This is a genomic window from Enterobacter cloacae complex sp. HYC003_NIDB (genome assembly GCF_056673375.1).
This window is the reverse complement of the sequence record NZ_CP114220.1, coordinates 2888488-2907272: the sequence shown is the minus strand read 5'-3', so window position 1 is coordinate 2907272 and position 18785 is coordinate 2888488. Positions and strand designations below refer to the sequence as shown.

The following is an 18785-nucleotide window of genomic DNA, read 5'->3' as shown; positions in this document are numbered from 1 at the left end:
CAGAAGTGTGATGTCGCGCTTATATCCATATGGAATGGTTTATGACAAAAGTGATTATATTGTCGGTTTAATGTTCAATCTGGTGATTAATAAAACGATTGAACTGAAATTGTAGCGAGTTGATCATTTGCGATGACCAGCGCACTGCACCATTTTCGGGCAATGTCTGCGGCATCCACACGGCATACGCAAACAGCGCCATACACAGAACGCGCTCCAGCTGGTTGCCTTTTTGCGGCACGAGGATTGGCAGACGGAAACGCCAGCGGCAGGGCCAGAGCAGCGGTACACCTGCTGGCGTCAGCATATCGGCGAGGATATGGCTTAAGTAGCCGAGCACCATGCCCTGAATGGCATCCGCCGGGACGATCCAGCTCTCCGGAACCTTCAAATAGAAGAGTGTAAGCAGGCCGAATACGGCCAGCAGGCTGTGGGTAAACCCGCGATGACCAAAGGCTCTGGCGATGGGTTTTGAAATCCACTTCAGCCGCTGGCCAAGGAATGACTTTGGATGATCTATGTCCGGCAGGAGGCAGGTCAGCACGGCGGAAGGGACAATATGCCACCAGTCCCCCTGTGCCAGCACAGGGGTCAGTTCAGCGTTTTTGGCAAACACTGCACAGGCAAGTGAAAAAAGCAGGTGGCCTTCCGCCGTCATGATAAAACCCGGTAAACTGTCGATTCATACAGTATAGGGTTTTTATACAGTGTGTGAAAGAGGTGACGGTGTAACTCTTTGTCACAAACGCACGGTTAGCGCGCCAGCCAGCCACCGTCTACGGCGAGGGTATGACCGTTAACGTAATCAGAGGCCGACGAGGCCAGGAACACCACCGGACCCTGTAAATCCTCCGGCAGACCCCAGCGACCCGCCGGAATACGGTCGAGGATCGCCTGGCTGCGCTGCTCATCATCGCGAAGCTGCCGGGTGTTATTGGTCGCCATGTAACCCGGCGCAATAGCATTCACATTAATGCCCAGCGTTGCCCATTCGTTCGCCAGCAGGCGGGTGAGGCCCAGCACGCCGCTTTTGGACGCCGTATAGGAGGGCACCCGGATGCCGCCCTGGAAGGAGAGCATGGAGGCAATGTTAATAATCTTGCCGCCCTGACCCTGCGCGATAAACTGTTTCGCCACTGCCTGAGAGAGGAAAAAGACCGATTTCAGATTGAGATCGATGACCTCGTCCCAGTCCTTCTCGCTAAATTCCAGCGCATCGGCACGGCGGATGGTGCCGGCATTGTTAACCAGAATATCGATGCGGCCCATCTCAGCGACTGCGGTATCCACCACGCTCTGAATACTCTCCTGCTTGCCAAGATCGGCGCGAATCGCGATAAAGCGTCGTCCCAGCGCCGTAACGCGCGCTGCCGTTTCGTCAGGAACCTTGCGGTTAACCCCCACGATATCGCATCCTGCCTGGGCGAGGGCAATGGCCATACCTTGCCCCAGACCGGTATCGCACCCGGTCACCATCGCCACTTTTCCTGCCAGAGTAAAAGCATCCAGTATCATACGCGCCTCAGAAGTCAGGTTATTGTCATTCTGCACGTAAGAATAGGAGTCTGGAATGAGAAAAGCAAATAAAGTAAAACGTTGTTTTGATTTGGCGAAGCAGGCAGCCGAAGCTGCCTGAAAGAGCTTTACTCCCCGCGCAGATGGCGGGCAGTCAATTCTTCAAGAGACGTCAGCCTGACGTCTGCGAGGGCAAAACGGGGATCGTGTCGGCCTTCTTCAGCCGGCACAACGATGGAGCGCATACGTGCGGCTTTGGACGCCACCATGCCGTTAACCGAATCTTCCAGCGCCACACAGGTAAGTGGATCCAGCCCCAGTTTCGCGGCGCAGTCCATATATACCTGCGGATGTGGCTTGCTGTAAGGAAGCTTTTCGGCCGAGGCCAGCGCGTCGAAGCTGTCGCGCAGCCCGAACATCGTCAGCACTTTTTCCAGCATATGCAGCGGTGAGGCCGAGGCCAGCCCCACTTTCAGCCCTTGCGCCTTGCACAGGGCGATAGCGTCGCGTACGCCCGGCAACAGCGGCTTATACTCTTCTACGAGGGAGATAGCGCGGTTGATAATGCGCGCCGTTACTTCGTCGCGATCCGGGCCAACCCATGGCTGGTGGGCATACCAGAGGTCAACCACCATATCGATGCGCAGCCCCAGGGTATCGGGAAGCTCGTTACGACGACTGATATCGACGCCGAGGCTGGCCATCACGTCCAGTTCAGCCCGATCCCACAGGGGTTCGGAATCAATCAGCAATCCATCCATGTCAAAAATAGCGGCAAGTATCTGGCGCGGGGTCGACATTACAACATCTCCTTATCTTGGGGGTAAGACAAACGGTGCTAAGCACAAGCAATTTAGCATATTGCATTCAAAGAGCGGGCGAAAATGACCGACAGCAGGTAGACTTAGGCACAAATAACGCGTCTTTATGAAGAGGAACTAATGACGTATCAACAAGCTGGACGCATCGCGGTCTTAAAACGTATTGCTGGTTGGGTTATTTTCATTCCCGCCCTGATTTCAACGCTGATCTCCGTACTCAAATTTATGTACGATCACAGCGAAAAACAGCCGGGCATCAATGCCGTCATGCTTGATTTTGCGCACGTCATGATTGAGATGATGCGGTTTAATACCCCGTTCCTGAACGTCTTCTGGTTCAACTCGCCCACGCCGGATTTTCACCACCAGCTGAATGTCGGTTTCTGGATAATCTATGCGTTGATATTTATCGCGATGGCGTTGCAGGCCTCCGGCGCGCGCATGAGTCGCCAGACCCGCTTTTTGCGCGAAGGGGTGGAAGACCAGCTGATCCTTGAGAAGGCGAAAGGCCCTGACGGGATGAGCCGCGAGCAGATCGAATCGCGCATTGTCGTTCCGCGTCATACCATTTTTGTGCAGTTTTTCCCGCTCTACATCCTGCCGGTCATTATCATTGTGGCCGGGTATTTCTTCTTTACGCTGCTTGGCTTCCTGTAAATCCTAAGGGAAGGGGCGTGAAGCCGCCCCCTCCCGCTATGCCGCCAGAATGCGGTCCAGCGCCCGCTGGGCATTCACCAGATGACTCCCGCCAAACAAAATAGCCCGGTTTATCAAGGTGTACAGCTGATAAACCGGCTGACGATCAAGGAAACCCGCAGGTAACGGCGAAACAGACTGATAGCCATCATAAATTTGCGGCGGCTGTTCAGGGTGCAACGGCAGCATTGCGAGGTCACATTCTCTGTCGCCCCAATAGCAGGCCGGGTCAAATATATAGGGACCATCAGGCCCAAGTGCACAGTTGTTTGACCATAAATCTCCGTGCAGAAGGGAAGCCTGAGGCTGATGCGAAGCCAGACGCTGCTGAATGTGTTCAACAATCGCGTCGATGTTGCCGAACGCTAATCCCTTTTCAGCGGCCAGCTCCAGCTGCCAGCCGATGCGCTGCTCGGCGAAAAAGGTCGACCAGCGGCGCTGCCATGCGTTTGGCTGTGGGGTAGTGGAGAGGTCGTTATCAAAATCGAGCCCGAACTGAGGTTGATCGCTCCACTGGTGCAAACGGGCGATCTGTTGCCCGAGAATAAAGGCGTTGTGCGCATCCAGAGGGCGCGCGGGAAGATAGTTCATCACCAGAAAGCTATAGTCACGATCGCTGCCGACGGCTAATACCTGCGGAACGGTGACTGTTTTACTGCGCGATAACAGCTCAAGCTGATCGGCTTCGGCAGTAAAAATGGGGAGCAATTCACGCTCATCACATTTAACGAAAAGATCGCGCCCGGCGTAACGTAAATGCCATGCGGCATGGATCTCTCCGCCTGGCAGTTCGTTACGCAGTTCAATTTCACCTTCACCCAGCTGCTCACTTAAAAGATGACTGATAGCCTGCCACATGATGTCTCTCCCATGTTGTCTGCCAGATCATAAAGTTAGCGCAAAACGGCTATAAAAAAACAGGAACTAACGCACAACTGAGCGGTTTAATTTTGTACAGGGCACTTATTGTTCTTTTTTATGCCAGTTTTCCCAGCTATCCACATCAATTTCCGTGGCTTTGTCAGTCACGCTTTCCACCAGGCTACTGGCCAGCGCCTTCACCTCTTCCTGACTCAGCGGGCTTATCAGGCCAAATGCCAGTGAGCCGAGATCGTGAATATTGCCCTCATCGTCCGTCAGCGTGAGCAGAAAATTGGCGCGCGTGAACGCGTTGTTGAGTTCATTCAGTTCGGTCAGCGACGCCTCATGAATATTCACGGTTACGACGTAGCGGGTGATATCACCACTGCTCATAATTTACCTCGTTGTTATCCTGAAAGTTTTCTTAGCATAGTCGATATGCCCTGTTTAGCGACTTCCCCCTCCATGGGAAGGGGAAGCAGGTTCAGCTTCTCGCCAGGTAATCGACAATTTTCTGGGTATCCGCAAGCGAACACAGACGCGTTCCCTGGTTTATGGTGGCTGCACTCCCTGCCGCGACGCCATAGCGTGCCATCTCCAGAAGCGAAGCGCCCTGCGCCAGCTTCAGCACCATCGCGCCAACCATACTGTCACCGGCGCCCACGGTGCTCTGGCTTTTCATCGGCGGTGGCACAACCTGCACAAAGCCCGTCTTGTCGACGGCCAGCGCACCCTGAGGACCGAGAGAAACCACAACGCGATGCGCTTTGCCCGTACGTACCAGCTCTTCTGCGGCAGTACGCACGTCGTCAGGCTGGCTGAGTTCTCGATTAACCAGGGCGCTGAGCTCTTTCTGGTTAGGTTTAACGAGTTCAAGTTGTCCGGGTTCTAACGCCGCCTTCAGGGCTTCGCCTGAGCTATCGACAATGCAACGGATGCCGCGCTGGAGCGCCGCCTGAACCAGCGCCGTCAGTTTCTCTGTTTCGACGCCCGGCGGCAGGCTACCGCTGATCACCAGTAATGCGCCGCTTTCAATGGTTAGCACTTTCTCTTCCAGTTGACGAAACTCATCATCGGTCAATTTCGCCCCCGGCATCACAAAACGATATTGCTCGCCGCTGGATTCAACATGGACATGCAGGTTCTGCCGGGTCCAGTCTTTAGCGTCGACGGTGTCTACGGCAACCTGTTCATCTGCGAGCAACGCCACCAGATGTTCTCCCGTGGCGCCGCCAGCGGGGAAGATGGCGGTGGCTTTTCCGCCGAGATGGGTAATAGCGCGCGCCACGTTGATGCCGCCGCCGCCCGGCTCAAACACCGGCGCGCTACAGCGCAGCTTACCTTCCGGGTAGATTTGCGGCGTCATGGTCGCGGAGTCGAGGGAAGGGGAGAGTGTCAGCGTATAAATCGAAGCCATCATGACCTCCTTTTATCATGGGTTCTTTTAAGCCTGGCACCGTTTGGCAGGAAGGCAACGTAAATAACAGTATGATTTTAAATATGAATGCTGACAAATAACCTGCGCCGGGCATATAAAATAAAACACGTTTTGGGATCGTTCTTATTCAAAAAATGAAAGAAGAAAATATTGCTATGTTATTTGCGGCTTTTTATAATTTGTTACCTTTCTATGGTCGCCTTGTCATTGATCCGCAAGAAAGTTTCCGAGACCGTGACGGTCTCTTTTTATGTTGTACGGACTCCTTAAATAAAATGAAGCTTTTGAAGACAGTACCCGCAGCACTGATGCTGGCGGGTGGCGTATTTGCGTCACTGAATGCAATCGCCGATGATACCGTTTTTACTGTCATGGACGATCCCTCCACTGCCAAAAAACCCTTTGAAGGTAACGTGAATGCCGGGTATCTGGCGCAATCCGGTAATACGAAAAGCTCCTCCCTGACCGCAGACAGCACCCTGACCTGGTACGGCAACACCACGGCCTGGTCGCTGTGGGGAAATGCCAGCAACACCTCTGCTAACGATCAACGCTCATCGGAGAAATACGCGGTAGGCGGACGTAGCCGATACAACATGACCGATTATGACTACCTGTTCGGGCAGGCGAGTTGGCTGACTGACCGCTACAACGGCTATCGCCAGCGTGATGTCGTGACTGCGGGTTATGGTCGTCAGTTCCTCAATGGGCCGGTGCACAGCCTGCGTTTCGAATTCGGTCCGGGTGTCCGGTACGACGAGTACACCAACGGCGAAGATGAAACCCAGCCGCTGGGTTATGCATCGGGCACCTATGCATGGCAGATGACGGACAACGCAAAATTCACCCAGGGTGTGTCGGTGTTTGGTGCTGAAGATACAACGCTGAACTCAGAAAGTGCGTTGAATGTGGCCATCAACGAACACTTTGGACTCAAGGTGGCGTACAACGTAACCTGGAACTCATCCCCACCTGATTCTGCGCCGGAACATACCGATCGCCGAACCACGATTTCTTTAGGTTATAAAATGTAATATCGTCGGGCCGGGATTATTCTCGGCCCGTTTTTTATTTTCTGAAACTGTGCTTATTTATATTAAACGGCGTTTTAAAATAATGGGTCTGGTTTCATCTTCATAATTTCTCCATAATTAGCCGACCAGGGCTTATTCAGTTTATTTGACACGAATTGATAAATAATTTGACTAGGCAAGAATGTGATCCAGATCTACACTTACGGCACAGGCGAAAAACTCGCCTCAGGCATATCGCATTAAATAAGTATGAGAATAAAATTATGAAAAAAATCAAAACCGCTACAGCAGCGATGGTGCTTTCCGCACTTTCATTTGGCGTATTTGCTGCTGATAATATGACGCAACCTGCCAGTGACGTTAACAGCCCAATCGGGATCGCTAAAGCCTCGGATGTAGAAGCAGGCTCCAACATTGCCCCTGGCTCTCAGTCTACCGGCCAGTCAATGAATGATGCATTTGATGTACACAAGCTGGTGGCGGGTGAGTGGTCCTGATATTTCAACTGCCACGTGTGACGGAATATATACGCTGTCACAGCCTGTCGAAAACCGGATTATGACGTACCGGTTTTGGACCATAAATTATCGTAAAGATAGTTAAGATTTATTCAGTAAATTCACGGCACGTTTTCGCTGACAAAATATTAGCCCCAGATCATTGCGGCCCAGCGCAGCAGCAACATCGCGCCGCAAATAGCAATTAACACCACGACCATTTTCCAGTGCTTCACGGCAAATCTTTTTGTTGGCATAACCTAATCCTTGTCAGTTGATACCCTTAGTCTACCAAAATCTGCGCCAGAAAGCGCTCAACCCTGGACAACAGGTTATGCCGGAACACCGGTTCGGCTTAAAACCAATGGAATCTGTCAGCCAGAATCAATACCAGGCAAGCAGCGGAAAGTAGATTCAATATCACAACGGTTCTGCTGGATACATTCATGTGATACCCCTTCGATGTTTAAGGACCAAGTCAAGAATAGCTCAGCACTTTCGGATTGCGAGCCTCCGTCAGCAAAAGTTCATGAACGCAGACAAAAGGATGAACGGTTCAAACGGTCGCAGAAGGTGCATTCGCCCTTTCAATAGTGTTACCATTACCCTGCTTGCCGTAAATTCGCATTTATCTGAATCGGCAGGTGCATGATGACGAACCAATTTGACGATTGTTGGTCAGATGGTTTCGTAATCTACTGTTTAATCACGATTATTTTCTTTGTATATGCTCTTATGTGTGGGGCATCACTGCAAATAAGGATATAAAATGCCTGTAATTACTCTTCCTGATGGCAGCCAACGCCATTTCGACCATGCTGTTAGCCCAATGGATGTTGCCCTGGATATCGGTCCTGGACTTGCAAAAGCAACCATCGCAGGTCGCGTAAACGGTGAGTTGGTAGACGCGTCCGATCTGATTGAAAGCGATGCAACGCTTGCGATCATCACCGCGAAAGACGAAGAAGGTCTGGAGATCATTCGTCACTCCTGTGCGCACCTGTTAGGCCATGCTATTAAGCAGCTGTGGCCAAACACCAAAATGGCGATCGGCCCGGTTATCGACAACGGTTTCTACTACGACGTTGACCTTGACCACACCCTGACTCAGGAAGATATCGACGCGCTCGAGAAACGAATGCACGAGCTCGCCGAAACCAACTATGACGTCATTAAGAAGAAAGTCAGCTGGCACGAAGCGCGTGAAACCTTCGTGAAGCGCGGCGAGAGCTACAAAGTCTCGATTCTTGATGAAAACATCGCTCATGATGACAAGCCTGGCTTGTACCATCACCAGGAATACGTCGACATGTGCCGTGGACCGCACGTGCCGAACATGCGCTTCTGTCATCACTTCAAACTGATGAAAATCGCAGGCGCTTACTGGCGTGGCGACAGCAACAACAAAATGTTGCAGCGTATTTATGGTACCGCGTGGGCCGATAAGAAGGCCCTGAACGCGTACCTGCAACGCCTGGAAGAGGCGGCTAAGCGTGACCACCGTAAAATCGGTAAGCAGCTTGACCTGTATCATATGCAGGAAGAAGCGCCGGGGATGGTGTTCTGGCATAACGACGGCTGGACTATCTTCCGTGAACTGGAAACGTTCGTGCGCTCCAAGCTGAAAGAGTACCAGTACCAGGAAGTGAAAGGCCCGTTCATGATGGACCGTGTGCTGTGGGAAAAAACCGGCCACTGGGACAACTACAAAGATGCGATGTTCACCACTTCGTCTGAGAACCGTGAATACTGCATCAAGCCAATGAACTGCCCGGGCCACGTTCAGATCTTCAACCAGGGTCTGAAATCCTACCGCGATCTGCCGCTGCGTATGGCGGAATTCGGTAGCTGCCACCGTAACGAGCCATCAGGTGCGCTGCACGGTCTGATGCGTGTTCGTGGCTTTACTCAGGATGATGCGCATATCTTCTGTACTGAAGATCAGGTCCGTGAAGAAGTTAACGCCTGTATTCGTATGGTCTACGATATGTACAGCACCTTTGGCTTCGAGAAGATCGTGGTCAAACTCTCAACGCGTCCGGAAAAACGTATCGGCAGCGATGAGACATGGGATCGCGCAGAGGCAGATCTTGCCGTAGCGCTGGAAGAGAACGGTATTCCGTTCGAATACCAGCTGGGCGAGGGCGCATTCTACGGTCCGAAAATTGAATTTACCCTGTATGACTGCCTCGATCGCGCATGGCAGTGCGGAACGGTACAGCTGGACTTCTCCCTGCCGCAGCGTTTAAGCGCCTCTTATGTTGGCGAAGACAACGAGCGTCAGGTGCCGGTTATGATTCACCGTGCGATTCTCGGTTCACTGGAGCGCTTCATCGGCATCCTGACCGAAGAGTTCGCGGGCTTCTTCCCAACCTGGCTTGCGCCAGTGCAGGTAGTGGTGATGAACATTACCGATTCTCAGGCGGATTACGTTAAAGAATTGACGCAGAAACTACAAAATGCGGGCATTCGCGTAAAAGCAGACTTGAGAAATGAGAAGATTGGCTTTAAAATCCGCGAGCACACTTTACGTCGTGTCCCGTATATGTTGGTCTGTGGTGATAAAGAGGTGGAAGCAGGCAAAGTTGCCGTTCGCACCCGCCGTGGTAAAGACCTGGGGAGCCTGGACGTAAGTGAAGTGATTGAGAAGCTGCAACAAGAGATTCGCAGCCGCAGTCTTCAACAACTGGAGGAATAAGGTATTAAAGGCGGAAAACGAGTTCAAACGGCACGTCCGAATCGTATCAATGGCGAGATTCGCGCCCAGGAAGTTCGCTTAACAGGTCTGGAAGGCGAGCAGCTGGGGATTGTGAGTCTGAGAGAAGCGATCGAAAAGGCTGAAGAAGCTGGAGTAGATTTAGTTGAAATCAGCCCTAACGCCGAACCGCCAGTTTGTCGTATCATGGACTACGGCAAGTTCCTTTATGAAAAGAGTAAGTCTTCTAAGGAACAGAAGAAGAAGCAAAAAGTTATCCAGGTTAAGGAAATTAAATTCCGTCCTGGTACCGACGATGGCGATTATCAGGTAAAACTCCGCAGCCTGATTCGCTTTCTGGAAGATGGCGATAAGGCCAAGATCACGCTGCGTTTCCGCGGTCGTGAGATGGCCCACCAACAGATTGGTATGGAAGTGCTTAACCGCGTCCGTGACGATCTGAGTGAACTGGCAGTAGTCGAATCCTTCCCTACGAAGATCGAAGGCCGCCAGATGATCATGGTGCTCGCTCCTAAGAAGAAACAGTAAGGCCTTCAAGCAGCAAAATCTGTGGAGCCTTCGGGCCCCATAGGTTTTGTTCGCCTATGTTTCGTTTATTTAACAATGCGAAGTGGAAGTTATTAAAATGCCAAAAATTAAGACCGTACGCGGTGCTGCTAAGCGCTTCAAAAAAACCGGTAAAGGTGGTTTTAAGCACAAGCACGCTAACCTGCGTCACATTCTGACTAAGAAAGCTACCAAGCGTAAACGTCACCTGCGTCCAAAAGCCATGGTTTCTAAAGGCGATCTGGGCCTGGTCATCGCGTGCCTGCCGTACGCATAAGTCGTTAACGTTTAACTTTTTTAACTTAGAATAGATACAGGAGAGCACACATGGCTCGCGTAAAACGTGGTGTAATTGCACGTGCACGTCACAAGAAAATTTTGAAACAAGCTAAAGGCTACTACGGTGCGCGTTCACGCGTATACCGCGTTGCCTTCCAGGCTGTTATCAAAGCAGGTCAGTACGCTTACCGTGACCGTCGTCAGCGTAAGCGTCAGTTCCGTCAACTGTGGATTGCGCGTATCAACGCAGCAGCACGTCAGAACGGTATTTCTTACAGCAAATTCATCAACGGCCTGAAAAAAGCCTCTGTTGAAATCGACCGTAAGATCCTGGCTGACATCGCAGTATTCGACAAAGTAGCGTTCACCGCTCTGGTCGAAAAAGCGAAAGCAGCACTGGCATAAGCCAGTTGAGAGAGGGGGCTTTGCCTCCTCTTTTCATTTAACACCATCAGAAGATTGACATTTATCCGTGCAGGCTTTTCAATAAGGTCTTAACGGTTTTTACCCTACAAGGTAACGCAAGCATGAATGCTGCTATTTTCCGCTTCTTCTTTTACTTTAGCACCTGACTTCAGGAGGCTAGCGCGTGAAAGATGAAACGAAAAACAGCGCCAGATAAGCCTCCCGATGGAGGCTTTTTTTGTGCCTGAAGTTAAGAGAATACGTCCAACAATTCGGTGTCTGCACCGACATAATGAGGAAAACCATGTCACATCTCGCAGAGCTGGTTGCCAGTGCAACGGCCGCCATTAACCAGGCCTCAGATGTTGCCGCGTTAGACAATGTCCGCGTCGAATATCTGGGCAAGAAAGGGCATTTGACCCTTCAGATGACTACCCTGCGTGAACTGCCAGCAGAGGAGCGCCCGGCAGCCGGTGCAGTGATTAACGAAGCCAAAGAGCAGGTACAGCAGGCGCTGAACGCGCGTAAAGCCGAGCTGGAAAGCGCAGTACTGAATGCGCGTCTGGCGGCAGAAACGATTGACGTTTCTCTGCCGGGTCGTCGTATTGAAAATGGCGGTCTGCATCCGGTGACTCGTACTATCGATCGTATTGAAAGTTTCTTCGGTGAGCTCGGCTTTACCGTGGCGACTGGCCCGGAAATTGAAGATGACTACCACAACTTCGATGCCCTGAACATTCCTGGCCATCATCCGGCACGTGCTGACCACGACACTTTCTGGTTTGACGCTACCCGTCTGCTGCGTACTCAGACTTCCGGCGTTCAGATCCGTACCATGAAGGAGCAGGAGCCGCCAATCCGCATCATCGCGCCGGGTCGCGTATACCGTAACGACTACGATCAGACCCACACCCCAATGTTCCACCAGATGGAAGGTCTGATTGTTGATAAAAACATCAGCTTTACCAACCTGAAAGGCACGCTGCACGATTTCCTGAACAACTTCTTTGAGGAAGATTTGCAGGTTCGCTTCCGCCCGTCCTACTTCCCGTTCACCGAACCGTCTGCGGAAGTTGACGTGATGGGTAAAAACGGCAAATGGCTGGAAGTGCTGGGCTGCGGCATGGTGCATCCAAACGTGCTGCGCAACGTGGGTATCGATCCGGAAGTGTATTCCGGCTTTGCGTTCGGTATGGGTATGGAGCGTCTGACCATGCTGCGCTACGGCGTAACCGATTTACGTGCGTTCTTCGAAAACGATCTGCGTTTCCTCAAACAGTTTAAATAAGGGCAGGACAGAACAATGAAATTCAGTGAACTGTGGTTACGCGAATGGGTGAACACCACGCTGGACAGCGACGCGCTTTCCAACCAGATCACCATGGCGGGTCTGGAAGTTGACGGTGTAGAGCCGGTTTCTGGCGCCTTCACCGGCGTGGTCGTGGGCGAAGTGGTTGAATGCGGTCAGCACCCTAACGCTGACAAACTGCGCGTAACAAAAGTCAATGTGGGCGGTGACCGTCTGCTGGATATCGTCTGCGGTGCGCCAAACTGCCGTCAGGGCCTGAAAGTGGCCGTGGCGACCGTCGGTGCGGTGCTGCCGGGCGATTTCAAAATCAAAGCGGCTAAGCTGCGCGGTGAGCCGTCTGAAGGCATGCTGTGCTCCTTCTCCGAACTGGGTATTTCCGACGATCACTCCGGCATTATTGAACTGCCGCAGGATGCGCCAGTTGGTACCGATATCCGCGAATACCTGAAGCTTGATGACAACACCATCGAAATCAGCGTAACGCCAAACCGTGCTGACTGTTTAGGCATCATCGGTGTGGCCCGCGACGTGGCCGTGCTGAACCAGACTGAACTGAACGTGCCGGAGATCGCTCCGGTTGAGGCAACCATCAGTGACGTGCTGCCGATACAGGTAGACGCGCCTGAGGCCTGCCCACGCTACCTCGGTCGTGTGGTGAAAGGTATTAACGTTAAAGCGCCAACCCCGCTGTGGATGAAAGAGAAACTGCGTCGCTGCGGTATCCGTTCTATCGATGCGGTCGTCGACGTCACCAACTATGTTCTGCTGGAGCTGGGCCAGCCAATGCACGCCTTTGATAAAGATCGTATCGAAGGTGGGATCGTCGTGCGCATGGCGAAAGAGGGCGAAACCCTGGTTCTGCTGGACGGCAGCGAAGCGAAACTGAACGCTGACACCCTGGTGATTGCCGATCACAACAAAGCGCTGGCGATGGGCGGGATCTTCGGCGGCGAGCACTCTGGCGTTAACGACGAGACGCAAAACGTCCTGCTGGAATGCGCGTTCTTCAGCCCGCTCTCCATCACCGGCCGCGCACGCCGTCACGGTCTGCACACTGATGCTTCTCACCGCTACGAGCGTGGCGTGGATCCTGCGCTGCAATACAAAGCGATGGAGCGTGCGACTCGCCTGCTGATCGACATCTGCGGCGGCGAAGCGGGTCCGGTTATCGATGTGACCAACGAAGCGACGCTGCCGAAGCGTGCGACCATTACCCTGCGCCGCAGCAAACTGGATCGTCTGATTGGTCACCACGTTGCCGATGCGCAGGTGACCGACATTCTGACGCGTCTGGGCTGCGAAGTTACTGAGGGTCAGGACGAGTGGAAAGCCGTTGCGCCGTCCTGGCGTTTTGACATGGAGATCGAGGAAGATCTGGTGGAAGAAGTGGCCCGCGTTTACGGCTACAACAACATCCCTGACGAGCCGGTGCAGGCGGGTCTGGTGATGGGCAGCCATCGCGAGGCCGATCTGTCTCTGAAGCGTGTGAAAACCATGCTGAACGACAAAGGCTACCAGGAAGTGATCACCTACAGCTTCGTTGATCCTAAGCTGCAACAGCTGATCCACCCGGGTCAGGAAGCGCTGATCCTGCCAAGCCCGATTTCCAGCGAGATGTCAGCGATGCGTCTGTCCCTGTGGACGGGACTGCTGGGTACTATCGTTTATAACCAGAACCGTCAGCAAAACCGCGTGCGTATTTTCGAAAGCGGTTTGCGCTTTGTACCGGATACTCAGGCGAATTTAGGCATCCGTCAGGATCTCATGCTGGCCGGCGCCATCAGCGGTAACCGCTTTGAAGAGCACTGGGACCTGGCAAAAGGGACGGTTGATTTCTACGATATGAAGGGCGATCTGGAAGCGATTCTCGATCTGACCGGTAAATTATCCGAAATTGAATTCCGCGCAGAAGCGATTCCAGCCCTGCATCCGGGTCAGAGTGCGGCGATCTATTTAGACGGCAAACGTGTTGGTTTCATTGGGGTTGTTCACCCGGAACTGGAACGTAAGCTGGATCTGAATGGCCGTACCATCGTATTCGAACTGGAGTGGAACCCGGTTGCAGACCGCGTCATTCCTCAGGCGCAGGACGTCTCCCGCTTCCCGGCAAACCGCCGTGATATCGCGGTTGTGGTCGCTGAAAATGTGCCCGCAGCAGATATTTTGGCCGAATGTAAGAAAGTTGGCGTAAATCAGGTAGTTGGCGTAAACTTATTTGACGTGTACCGCGGCAAGGGCGTAGCAGAAGGTTTCAAGAGCCTCGCTATTAGCCTTATCCTTCAGGATACCAGCCGTACACTCGAAGAAGAGGAGATTGCCGCTACCGTCGCCAAATGTGTAGAGGCATTAAAAGAGCGATTCCAGGCATCATTGAGGGATTGAACCTATGGCGCTTACAAAAGCTGAAATGTCAGAATATCTGTTTGATAAGCTTGGGCTTAGCAAACGGGATGCCAAAGAGCTGGTAGAGCTGTTTTTCGAAGAGATCCGTCGTGCTCTGGAAAATGGTGAGCAGGTTAAACTCTCCGGTTTTGGCAATTTTGATTTGCGAGACAAAAACCAACGTCCGGGCCGTAACCCGAAGACGGGGGAAGATATTCCCATTACAGCCCGCCGCGTGGTGACCTTCAGACCCGGACAGAAGTTAAAAAGCCGTGTCGAAAACGCAACGCCCAAAGCAGAGTAATATGAACTAACTAAAAAGGCCGCTCACGCGGCCTTTTTTCTTTGCGCTATTTGCTAAACCCGCCGTAAAATCAATGATATCTCAACCGGATAACCTATCGTCTATGCTTGATCTTGCCCGCCGCCAGCACCGCTCCGATCTTCGCCGCCTGTGTCTGCTCGGGGTGCTGTTGATTGTCGCCACCACCGTCAGCCTGTGTGCGGGCGATCGGTGGCTGGGGCCGGAAAGCTGGTTTACGCCTGAAGGACAGCTCTTTGTCTGGCAGATCCGCCTGCCGCGGACGTTGGCTGTCCTTTTAGTCGGCGCTGCGCTGGCGCTATGCGGCACGATCATGCAGGCATTATTTGAAAACCCTCTGGCGGAACCCGGGCTTCTCGGGGTCTCGAATGGCGCAGGCGTCGGGCTTATCGCCGCCGTGATGCTGGGGGGAGGCGAGCTCTCCGGCTGGGGGATTAGCCTCAGCGCCATCCTTGGCGCGCTGTTGATAACCCTTATCCTTCTGCGCTTTGCCCGCCGCCACTTATCCACCAGTCGGCTGCTGCTTGCCGGGGTAGCGTTGGGGATCATCTGTAGTGCGCTGATGACCTGGGCCGTCTACTTTTCTACCTCCTTCGATCTGCGCCAGCTAATGTACTGGATGATGGGGGGATTTGGGGGTGTTGACTGGCGTCAGGGGTGGCTGATGGTGCTCCTGATCCCGGTCATCCTGTGGACGGCGTTCCAGGCGCAGCCTCTTAATATTCTCGCGCTGGGCGAAACGTCTGCTCGCCAGCTCGGGATGCCGATTGGATTCTGGCGCAACGTGCTGGTTATCGCCATTGGCTGGATGGTAGGCGTAAGCGTGGCGCTGGCGGGGGCGATTGGCTTTATTGGGCTGGTGATCCCGCATATGCTGCGCCTGTGCGGCATTACGGACCACCGAACCCTGCTCCCGGCCTCGGCGGTTGCCGGGGCGGCAACGCTGCTGATTGCCGATATCATCGCCCGGCTCGCCCTGACGGCCGCTGAGTTGCCCATAGGCGTGGTGACCGCAACGCTGGGCGCGCCGGTCTTTATCTGGCTACTATTAAAAGCTGGACGTTAAAACACAACCTGTAAGTCAACCTGAGGGAATGCTATGCAGTCTGATATTCTGAATACCGAAGTGACGACCATTGACGGCGAGAAAACCACGCTGGAAGGCTACAAGGGCAAGGTGCTGCTCATCGTGAACGTGGCGTCGAAATGTGGCCTTACGCCGCAGTATGAACAGCTGGAAAACATTCATAAAGCCTGGGAAAAAGACGGCTTTACCGTACTCGGCTTCCCGTGCAACCAGTTCCTGGGCCAGGAGCCGGGTAGCGAAGAGGAGATTAAGACCTTTTGCAGCACAACCTATGGCGTGACGTTCCCGATGTTCAGCAAAATTGACGTGAACGGGGAAAATCGTCATCCGCTGTATGCCAAACTGGTGGCCACAGCGCCGACCGCCGTTGCGCCTGAAGAGAGTGGTTTCTATGAGCGTATGGCGAGTAAAGGCCGCGCGCCGCTCTATCCGGACGATATTCTGTGGAACTTCGAAAAATTCCTGATTGGCCGTGACGGTGAGGTCGTGCAGCGTTTTTCGCCTGACATGACGCCTGAAGATCCTATCGTGATGGAATCAATCAAGCTGGCGCTGGCGAAATAATGACGCTGCTGATGCAGCTCACGGACGTTGCCGGGAAGGGACGTCTTGAGCCTGTGACTGCCGCAGTCAACGCAGGTGAAATCCTTCACCTGGTTGGGCCAAACGGCGCCGGAAAAAGCACGCTGCTGGCGCGCATGGCGGGGCTGACCAGCGGGGAAGGGGAGATTACCTTCCTCGGGCAATCGCTCGTCGACTGGCTACCCGCTACACTTGCATCCCGTCGAAGCTATCTGGTTCAGCAGCAGGTTCCGCCCTTTGCGATGCCCGTCTGGCACTACCTGACGCTGCATCTGCCTGATAAAAATCAGGTGGGATTGCTCAACGAGGTTGCTGCGGCACTCGGGTTAGACGACAAGCTTACCCGGCAGGCAAATCAGCTTTCCGGCGGCGAGTGGCAGCGCGTGCGTCTGGCCGCCGTCATCCTTCAGATCCATCCGGCGGGAAATCCTCACGGGCGGTTGCTGCTGCTGGACGAGCCGATGAGCGGGCTGGACGTTGCCCAACAGGCAGCGCTGGATACCCTACTCAGCGCGCTGTGTCGCAAGGGGATTGCCATTGTGATGAGCAGCCATGATTTGAACCATACGTTGCGCCACGCGCATCGGGTGTGGTTGCTGGCGCGTGGCAAGCTGATTGCCAGCGGAACGCGCGACAGCGTGCTGACGGCCGCCAATCTTGCGAGCGCTTACCACATGTCGTTCCGGAGGCTGGATATTGAAGGCCACAAGATGCTCATTTCCACGGCGCAGGAATAACCTTTCTTGCACAGCTGCATAGATGCACGCTAAATTACCGAAAGAACAAAAAAAGCAGAGGATTCGTCTGAAATGCGATTCTGGTTTCTCCTTGTTGCGGCGCTCTTTCTTGCAGGATGCAGCAGCCATCGTGCACCTCCGCCCAACCCACGGCTTTCCGATTCCATTACGGTCATTGCCAGCCTGAACGATCAGCTCAGCAACTGGCGCGGCACACCTTATCGCTACGGCGGCATGAGCCGGGGCGGGGTGGATTGCTCGGGATTCGTGCTGATGACCTTCCGCGATAAATTTGACCTCCAGCTTCCGCGTGAAACGCGTATGCAGGCGAAAATCGGCACTGAAATTGATAAAGACGAGCTCCTGCCCGGCGATCTGGTCTTTTTTAAAACGGGCTCCGGAGAAAACGGCCTTCATGTCGGCATCTATGATACCGATAATCAGTTCATTCATGCCTCGACCAGCCGTGGCGTGATGCGCTCCTCTCTGGATAATGTTTACTGGCGTAAAAATTTCTGGCAGGCCAGACGTATTTAACCGCTGCATAAAAATGCAGTGCGGAGGGCCTGGCGGTGAAAATAGACGTCAGGCTTTTCTTGCGGGTTGATTAAAGTTAAATTTTTTGCCCAATTATTTATGTCCGCATGTGCCTGTTTTATCTAAAACTGGCTATTATTCAATAACCAGGATAAAATTAATTTAGATTCAGGGAAAAATCTGAAAATTAATACGGAAAGAATGAAATTAATCTTATTAAAATCAAGACAGTGGAATTGTGCCTGCAATTGCTCCAGGATGTTCTCTCTCATCTTTAATGCAGGACAAGCGCGATGATTATTACGCTAGATAATGCTTACCAGTCTGAACTTTTACTCCTTCCGGCGCGTGATAGTGCAGGTTTGCTTAAAGGTTTAGAGATTTTGGTTAACTTTACTGGCGTGGGTGCGGACGTACGGATCCCGACTGAACTGGTTATCCCACATCTTTCTCAGGAAGATGAATTAGCGCTGTTTCAGGAGAAACTGCAATTACTCGATACCTGTAAGCTATTTTTTATTCAGCATCAGTTAATTGCATGGATCAATATTACACCTGCAATTGTTGAGTTTTTATTAACTAATGAGAACGCTGTTTCAATCCTCGAGCGTTATCCGTTTCTTGAGTTTACTGTTAATGAGAACTATCCAGGTTTAAATAACGGGAAAGACGATCCCTGTCTGGCAAGAATGGCGATCCATTTCCCCTTAGTACTGGCTAACTTTGGTGCAGGGGCATCTTCCCTTAAACCGGTTTATGATGGTCTGTTCAAACGGGTGATTCTGGATAAAAACTTTATCCAGCAGCGCGCGTCGGCACTCTCGTTTGAGCCTTTTATGCGCGCTATTCTCTGGCAGATCGCGCCGCATTGTCAGTCGGTCATGGTCTCGGGAATTGACGATCACGGCATCTTACAACGCGTGCTGCCCTTCAATTTTGGTGCAATGCAGGGAAGCCTGTGGCCTGCCGTCCCGGCAGAGCGGGTCACGACTCTCGTTCAGCAATAACCCCTTTCTTCGCC

General features: G+C 52.9%; 24 protein-coding genes and 1 other annotated feature. Of the genes, 16 read left to right on the top strand and 8 right to left on the bottom strand.

The genetic code is table 11. From position 1 onward, the window contains the following. Positions 1–67 precede the first annotated feature (67 nt). The 3 genes from O1722_RS13875 to hxpB all read right to left on the bottom strand — a co-directional run bounded on the left by O1722_RS13875 (position 68) and on the right by hxpB (position 2315). Positions 68–658 (bottom strand): metal-dependent hydrolase, encoded by a 591-nt coding sequence (locus O1722_RS13875; protein WP_015570742.1) that lies wholly within the window; start codon positions 656–658, stop codon positions 68–70. A gap of 95 nt (positions 659–753) precedes the next feature. Next, complete coding sequence (gene kduD / locus O1722_RS13870) at positions 754–1515, bottom strand: 2-dehydro-3-deoxy-D-gluconate 5-dehydrogenase KduD (protein WP_017384658.1); 762 nt, start codon at positions 1513–1515, stop codon at positions 754–756. Positions 1516–1643: 128 nt separating this feature from the next. Next, positions 1644–2315: a hexitol phosphatase HxpB gene (hxpB, locus tag O1722_RS13865; protein WP_003857825.1), complete on the bottom strand. Its 672-nt coding sequence runs from the start codon at positions 2313–2315 to the stop codon at positions 1644–1646. Positions 2316–2456: 141 nt separating this feature from the next. Between hxpB and O1722_RS13860 the strand changes: the two genes are divergently transcribed. Next, a complete protein-coding gene (locus tag O1722_RS13860) occupies positions 2457–2993 on the top strand; it encodes a YniB family protein (protein ID WP_015570741.1) in 537 nt (178 codons plus the stop codon). A gap of 36 nt (positions 2994–3029) precedes the next feature. Here O1722_RS13860 and O1722_RS13855 read toward each other — a convergent pair whose 3' ends face one another. From O1722_RS13855 to pfkB, 3 genes are all read right to left on the bottom strand, one after another. Beyond that, positions 3030–3890: a fructosamine kinase family protein gene (locus O1722_RS13855; protein ID WP_015570740.1), complete on the bottom strand. Its 861-nt coding sequence runs from the start codon at positions 3888–3890 to the stop codon at positions 3030–3032. Between the two features lie 105 nt (positions 3891–3995). Next, a complete protein-coding gene (gene ghoS, locus O1722_RS13850) occupies positions 3996–4286 on the bottom strand; it encodes a type V toxin-antitoxin system endoribonuclease antitoxin GhoS (RefSeq protein WP_003857822.1) in 291 nt (96 codons plus the stop codon). 91 nt (positions 4287–4377) lie between these two features. Further along, positions 4378–5310 carry a 6-phosphofructokinase II gene (gene pfkB, locus O1722_RS13845; RefSeq protein WP_033487169.1) on the bottom strand — a complete coding sequence of 311 codons (933 nt, stop codon included), beginning with the start codon at positions 5308–5310 and terminating at the stop codon, positions 4378–4380. Positions 5311–5606: 296 nt separating this feature from the next. On the opposite strand from pfkB, the gene O1722_RS13840 reads away from it, so the two are divergent. Both O1722_RS13840 and O1722_RS13835 read left to right on the top strand, forming a co-directional pair. Beyond that, the gene (locus O1722_RS13840) at positions 5607–6365 is read left to right on the top strand and encodes a DUF481 domain-containing protein (RefSeq protein ID WP_039272138.1); all 759 of its coding nucleotides are present in this window, start codon (positions 5607–5609) and stop codon (positions 6363–6365) included. Between the two features lie 263 nt (positions 6366–6628). Next, positions 6629–6862: a YdgH/BhsA/McbA family protein gene (locus O1722_RS13835; RefSeq protein WP_015570736.1), complete on the top strand. Its 234-nt coding sequence runs from the start codon at positions 6629–6631 to the stop codon at positions 6860–6862. 149 nt (positions 6863–7011) lie between these two features. Here the strand turns inward: O1722_RS13835 and yniD are convergent, their stop codons facing one another. Together yniD and yncL are read right to left on the bottom strand one after the other, a co-directional pair. Then, positions 7012–7119, bottom strand: a complete 108-nt coding sequence (gene yniD, locus O1722_RS13830; RefSeq protein ID WP_003857815.1) for a small membrane protein YniD — start codon at positions 7117–7119, stop codon at positions 7012–7014. Between the two features lie 98 nt (positions 7120–7217). Next, entirely contained in the window at positions 7218–7310 is a 93-nt protein-coding gene (gene yncL / locus O1722_RS13825) for a stress response membrane protein YncL (protein ID WP_071842885.1), read from the bottom strand. Positions 7311–7631: 321 nt separating this feature from the next. Between yncL and thrS the strand changes: the two genes are divergently transcribed. The 13 genes from thrS to O1722_RS13760 all read left to right on the top strand — a co-directional run bounded on the left by thrS (position 7632) and on the right by O1722_RS13760 (position 18771). Further along, the gene (gene thrS / locus O1722_RS13820; RefSeq protein WP_003857814.1) at positions 7632–9560 is read left to right on the top strand and encodes a threonine--tRNA ligase; all 1929 of its coding nucleotides are present in this window, start codon (positions 7632–7634) and stop codon (positions 9558–9560) included. A gap of 3 nt (positions 9561–9563) precedes the next feature. After that, positions 9564–10106, top strand: a complete 543-nt coding sequence (gene infC / locus O1722_RS13815; protein ID WP_023616141.1) for a translation initiation factor IF-3 — start codon at positions 9564–9566, stop codon at positions 10104–10106. A gap of 97 nt (positions 10107–10203) precedes the next feature. Beyond that, entirely contained in the window at positions 10204–10401 is a 198-nt protein-coding gene (gene rpmI / locus O1722_RS13810; protein WP_001124225.1) for a 50S ribosomal protein L35, read from the top strand. A gap of 50 nt (positions 10402–10451) precedes the next feature. Continuing rightward, entirely contained in the window at positions 10452–10808 is a 357-nt protein-coding gene (gene rplT / locus O1722_RS13805) for a 50S ribosomal protein L20 (RefSeq protein WP_000124850.1), read from the top strand. 117 nt (positions 10809–10925) lie between these two features. Continuing rightward, positions 10926–11050: a sequence feature (Phe leader region), on the top strand. Next, the gene (gene pheM / locus O1722_RS13800; protein WP_001386830.1) at positions 10931–10975 is read left to right on the top strand and encodes a pheST operon leader peptide PheM; all 45 of its coding nucleotides are present in this window, start codon (positions 10931–10933) and stop codon (positions 10973–10975) included. It overlaps the preceding feature by 45 nt. 62 nt (positions 11051–11112) lie before the next feature. Then, positions 11113–12096, top strand: a complete 984-nt coding sequence (pheS, locus tag O1722_RS13795; protein ID WP_003857809.1) for a phenylalanine--tRNA ligase subunit alpha — start codon at positions 11113–11115, stop codon at positions 12094–12096. Positions 12097–12111: 15 nt separating this feature from the next. Then, on the top strand, positions 12112–14499 hold the full coding sequence (gene pheT / locus O1722_RS13790) for a phenylalanine--tRNA ligase subunit beta (protein WP_015570734.1): 2388 nt from the start codon (positions 12112–12114) through the stop codon (positions 14497–14499). A 4-nt stretch (positions 14500–14503) separates the two neighbouring features. Further along, a complete protein-coding gene (gene ihfA, locus O1722_RS13785; RefSeq protein ID WP_003857805.1) occupies positions 14504–14803 on the top strand; it encodes an integration host factor subunit alpha in 300 nt (99 codons plus the stop codon). 103 nt (positions 14804–14906) lie between these two features. After that, on the top strand, positions 14907–15887 hold the full coding sequence (gene btuC / locus O1722_RS13780) for a vitamin B12 ABC transporter permease BtuC (protein WP_023303523.1): 981 nt from the start codon (positions 14907–14909) through the stop codon (positions 15885–15887). A 33-nt stretch (positions 15888–15920) separates the two neighbouring features. Continuing rightward, positions 15921–16472: a glutathione peroxidase gene (locus tag O1722_RS13775; RefSeq protein WP_033487140.1), complete on the top strand. Its 552-nt coding sequence runs from the start codon at positions 15921–15923 to the stop codon at positions 16470–16472. Then, positions 16472–17227 (top strand): vitamin B12 ABC transporter ATP-binding protein BtuD, encoded by a 756-nt coding sequence (gene btuD, locus O1722_RS13770; RefSeq protein WP_032653288.1) that lies wholly within the window; start codon positions 16472–16474, stop codon positions 17225–17227. Before O1722_RS13775 ends, btuD begins: the two co-directional genes overlap by 1 nt. Positions 17228–17299: 72 nt before the next feature. After that, positions 17300–17764: an NlpC/P60 family protein gene (locus tag O1722_RS13765; protein ID WP_017693586.1), complete on the top strand. Its 465-nt coding sequence runs from the start codon at positions 17300–17302 to the stop codon at positions 17762–17764. 293 nt (positions 17765–18057) lie between these two features. After that, the gene (locus O1722_RS13760) at positions 18058–18771 is read left to right on the top strand and encodes an EAL domain-containing protein (RefSeq protein ID WP_023303526.1); all 714 of its coding nucleotides are present in this window, start codon (positions 18058–18060) and stop codon (positions 18769–18771) included. The last annotated feature ends 14 nt before the right edge of the window (positions 18772–18785 follow it).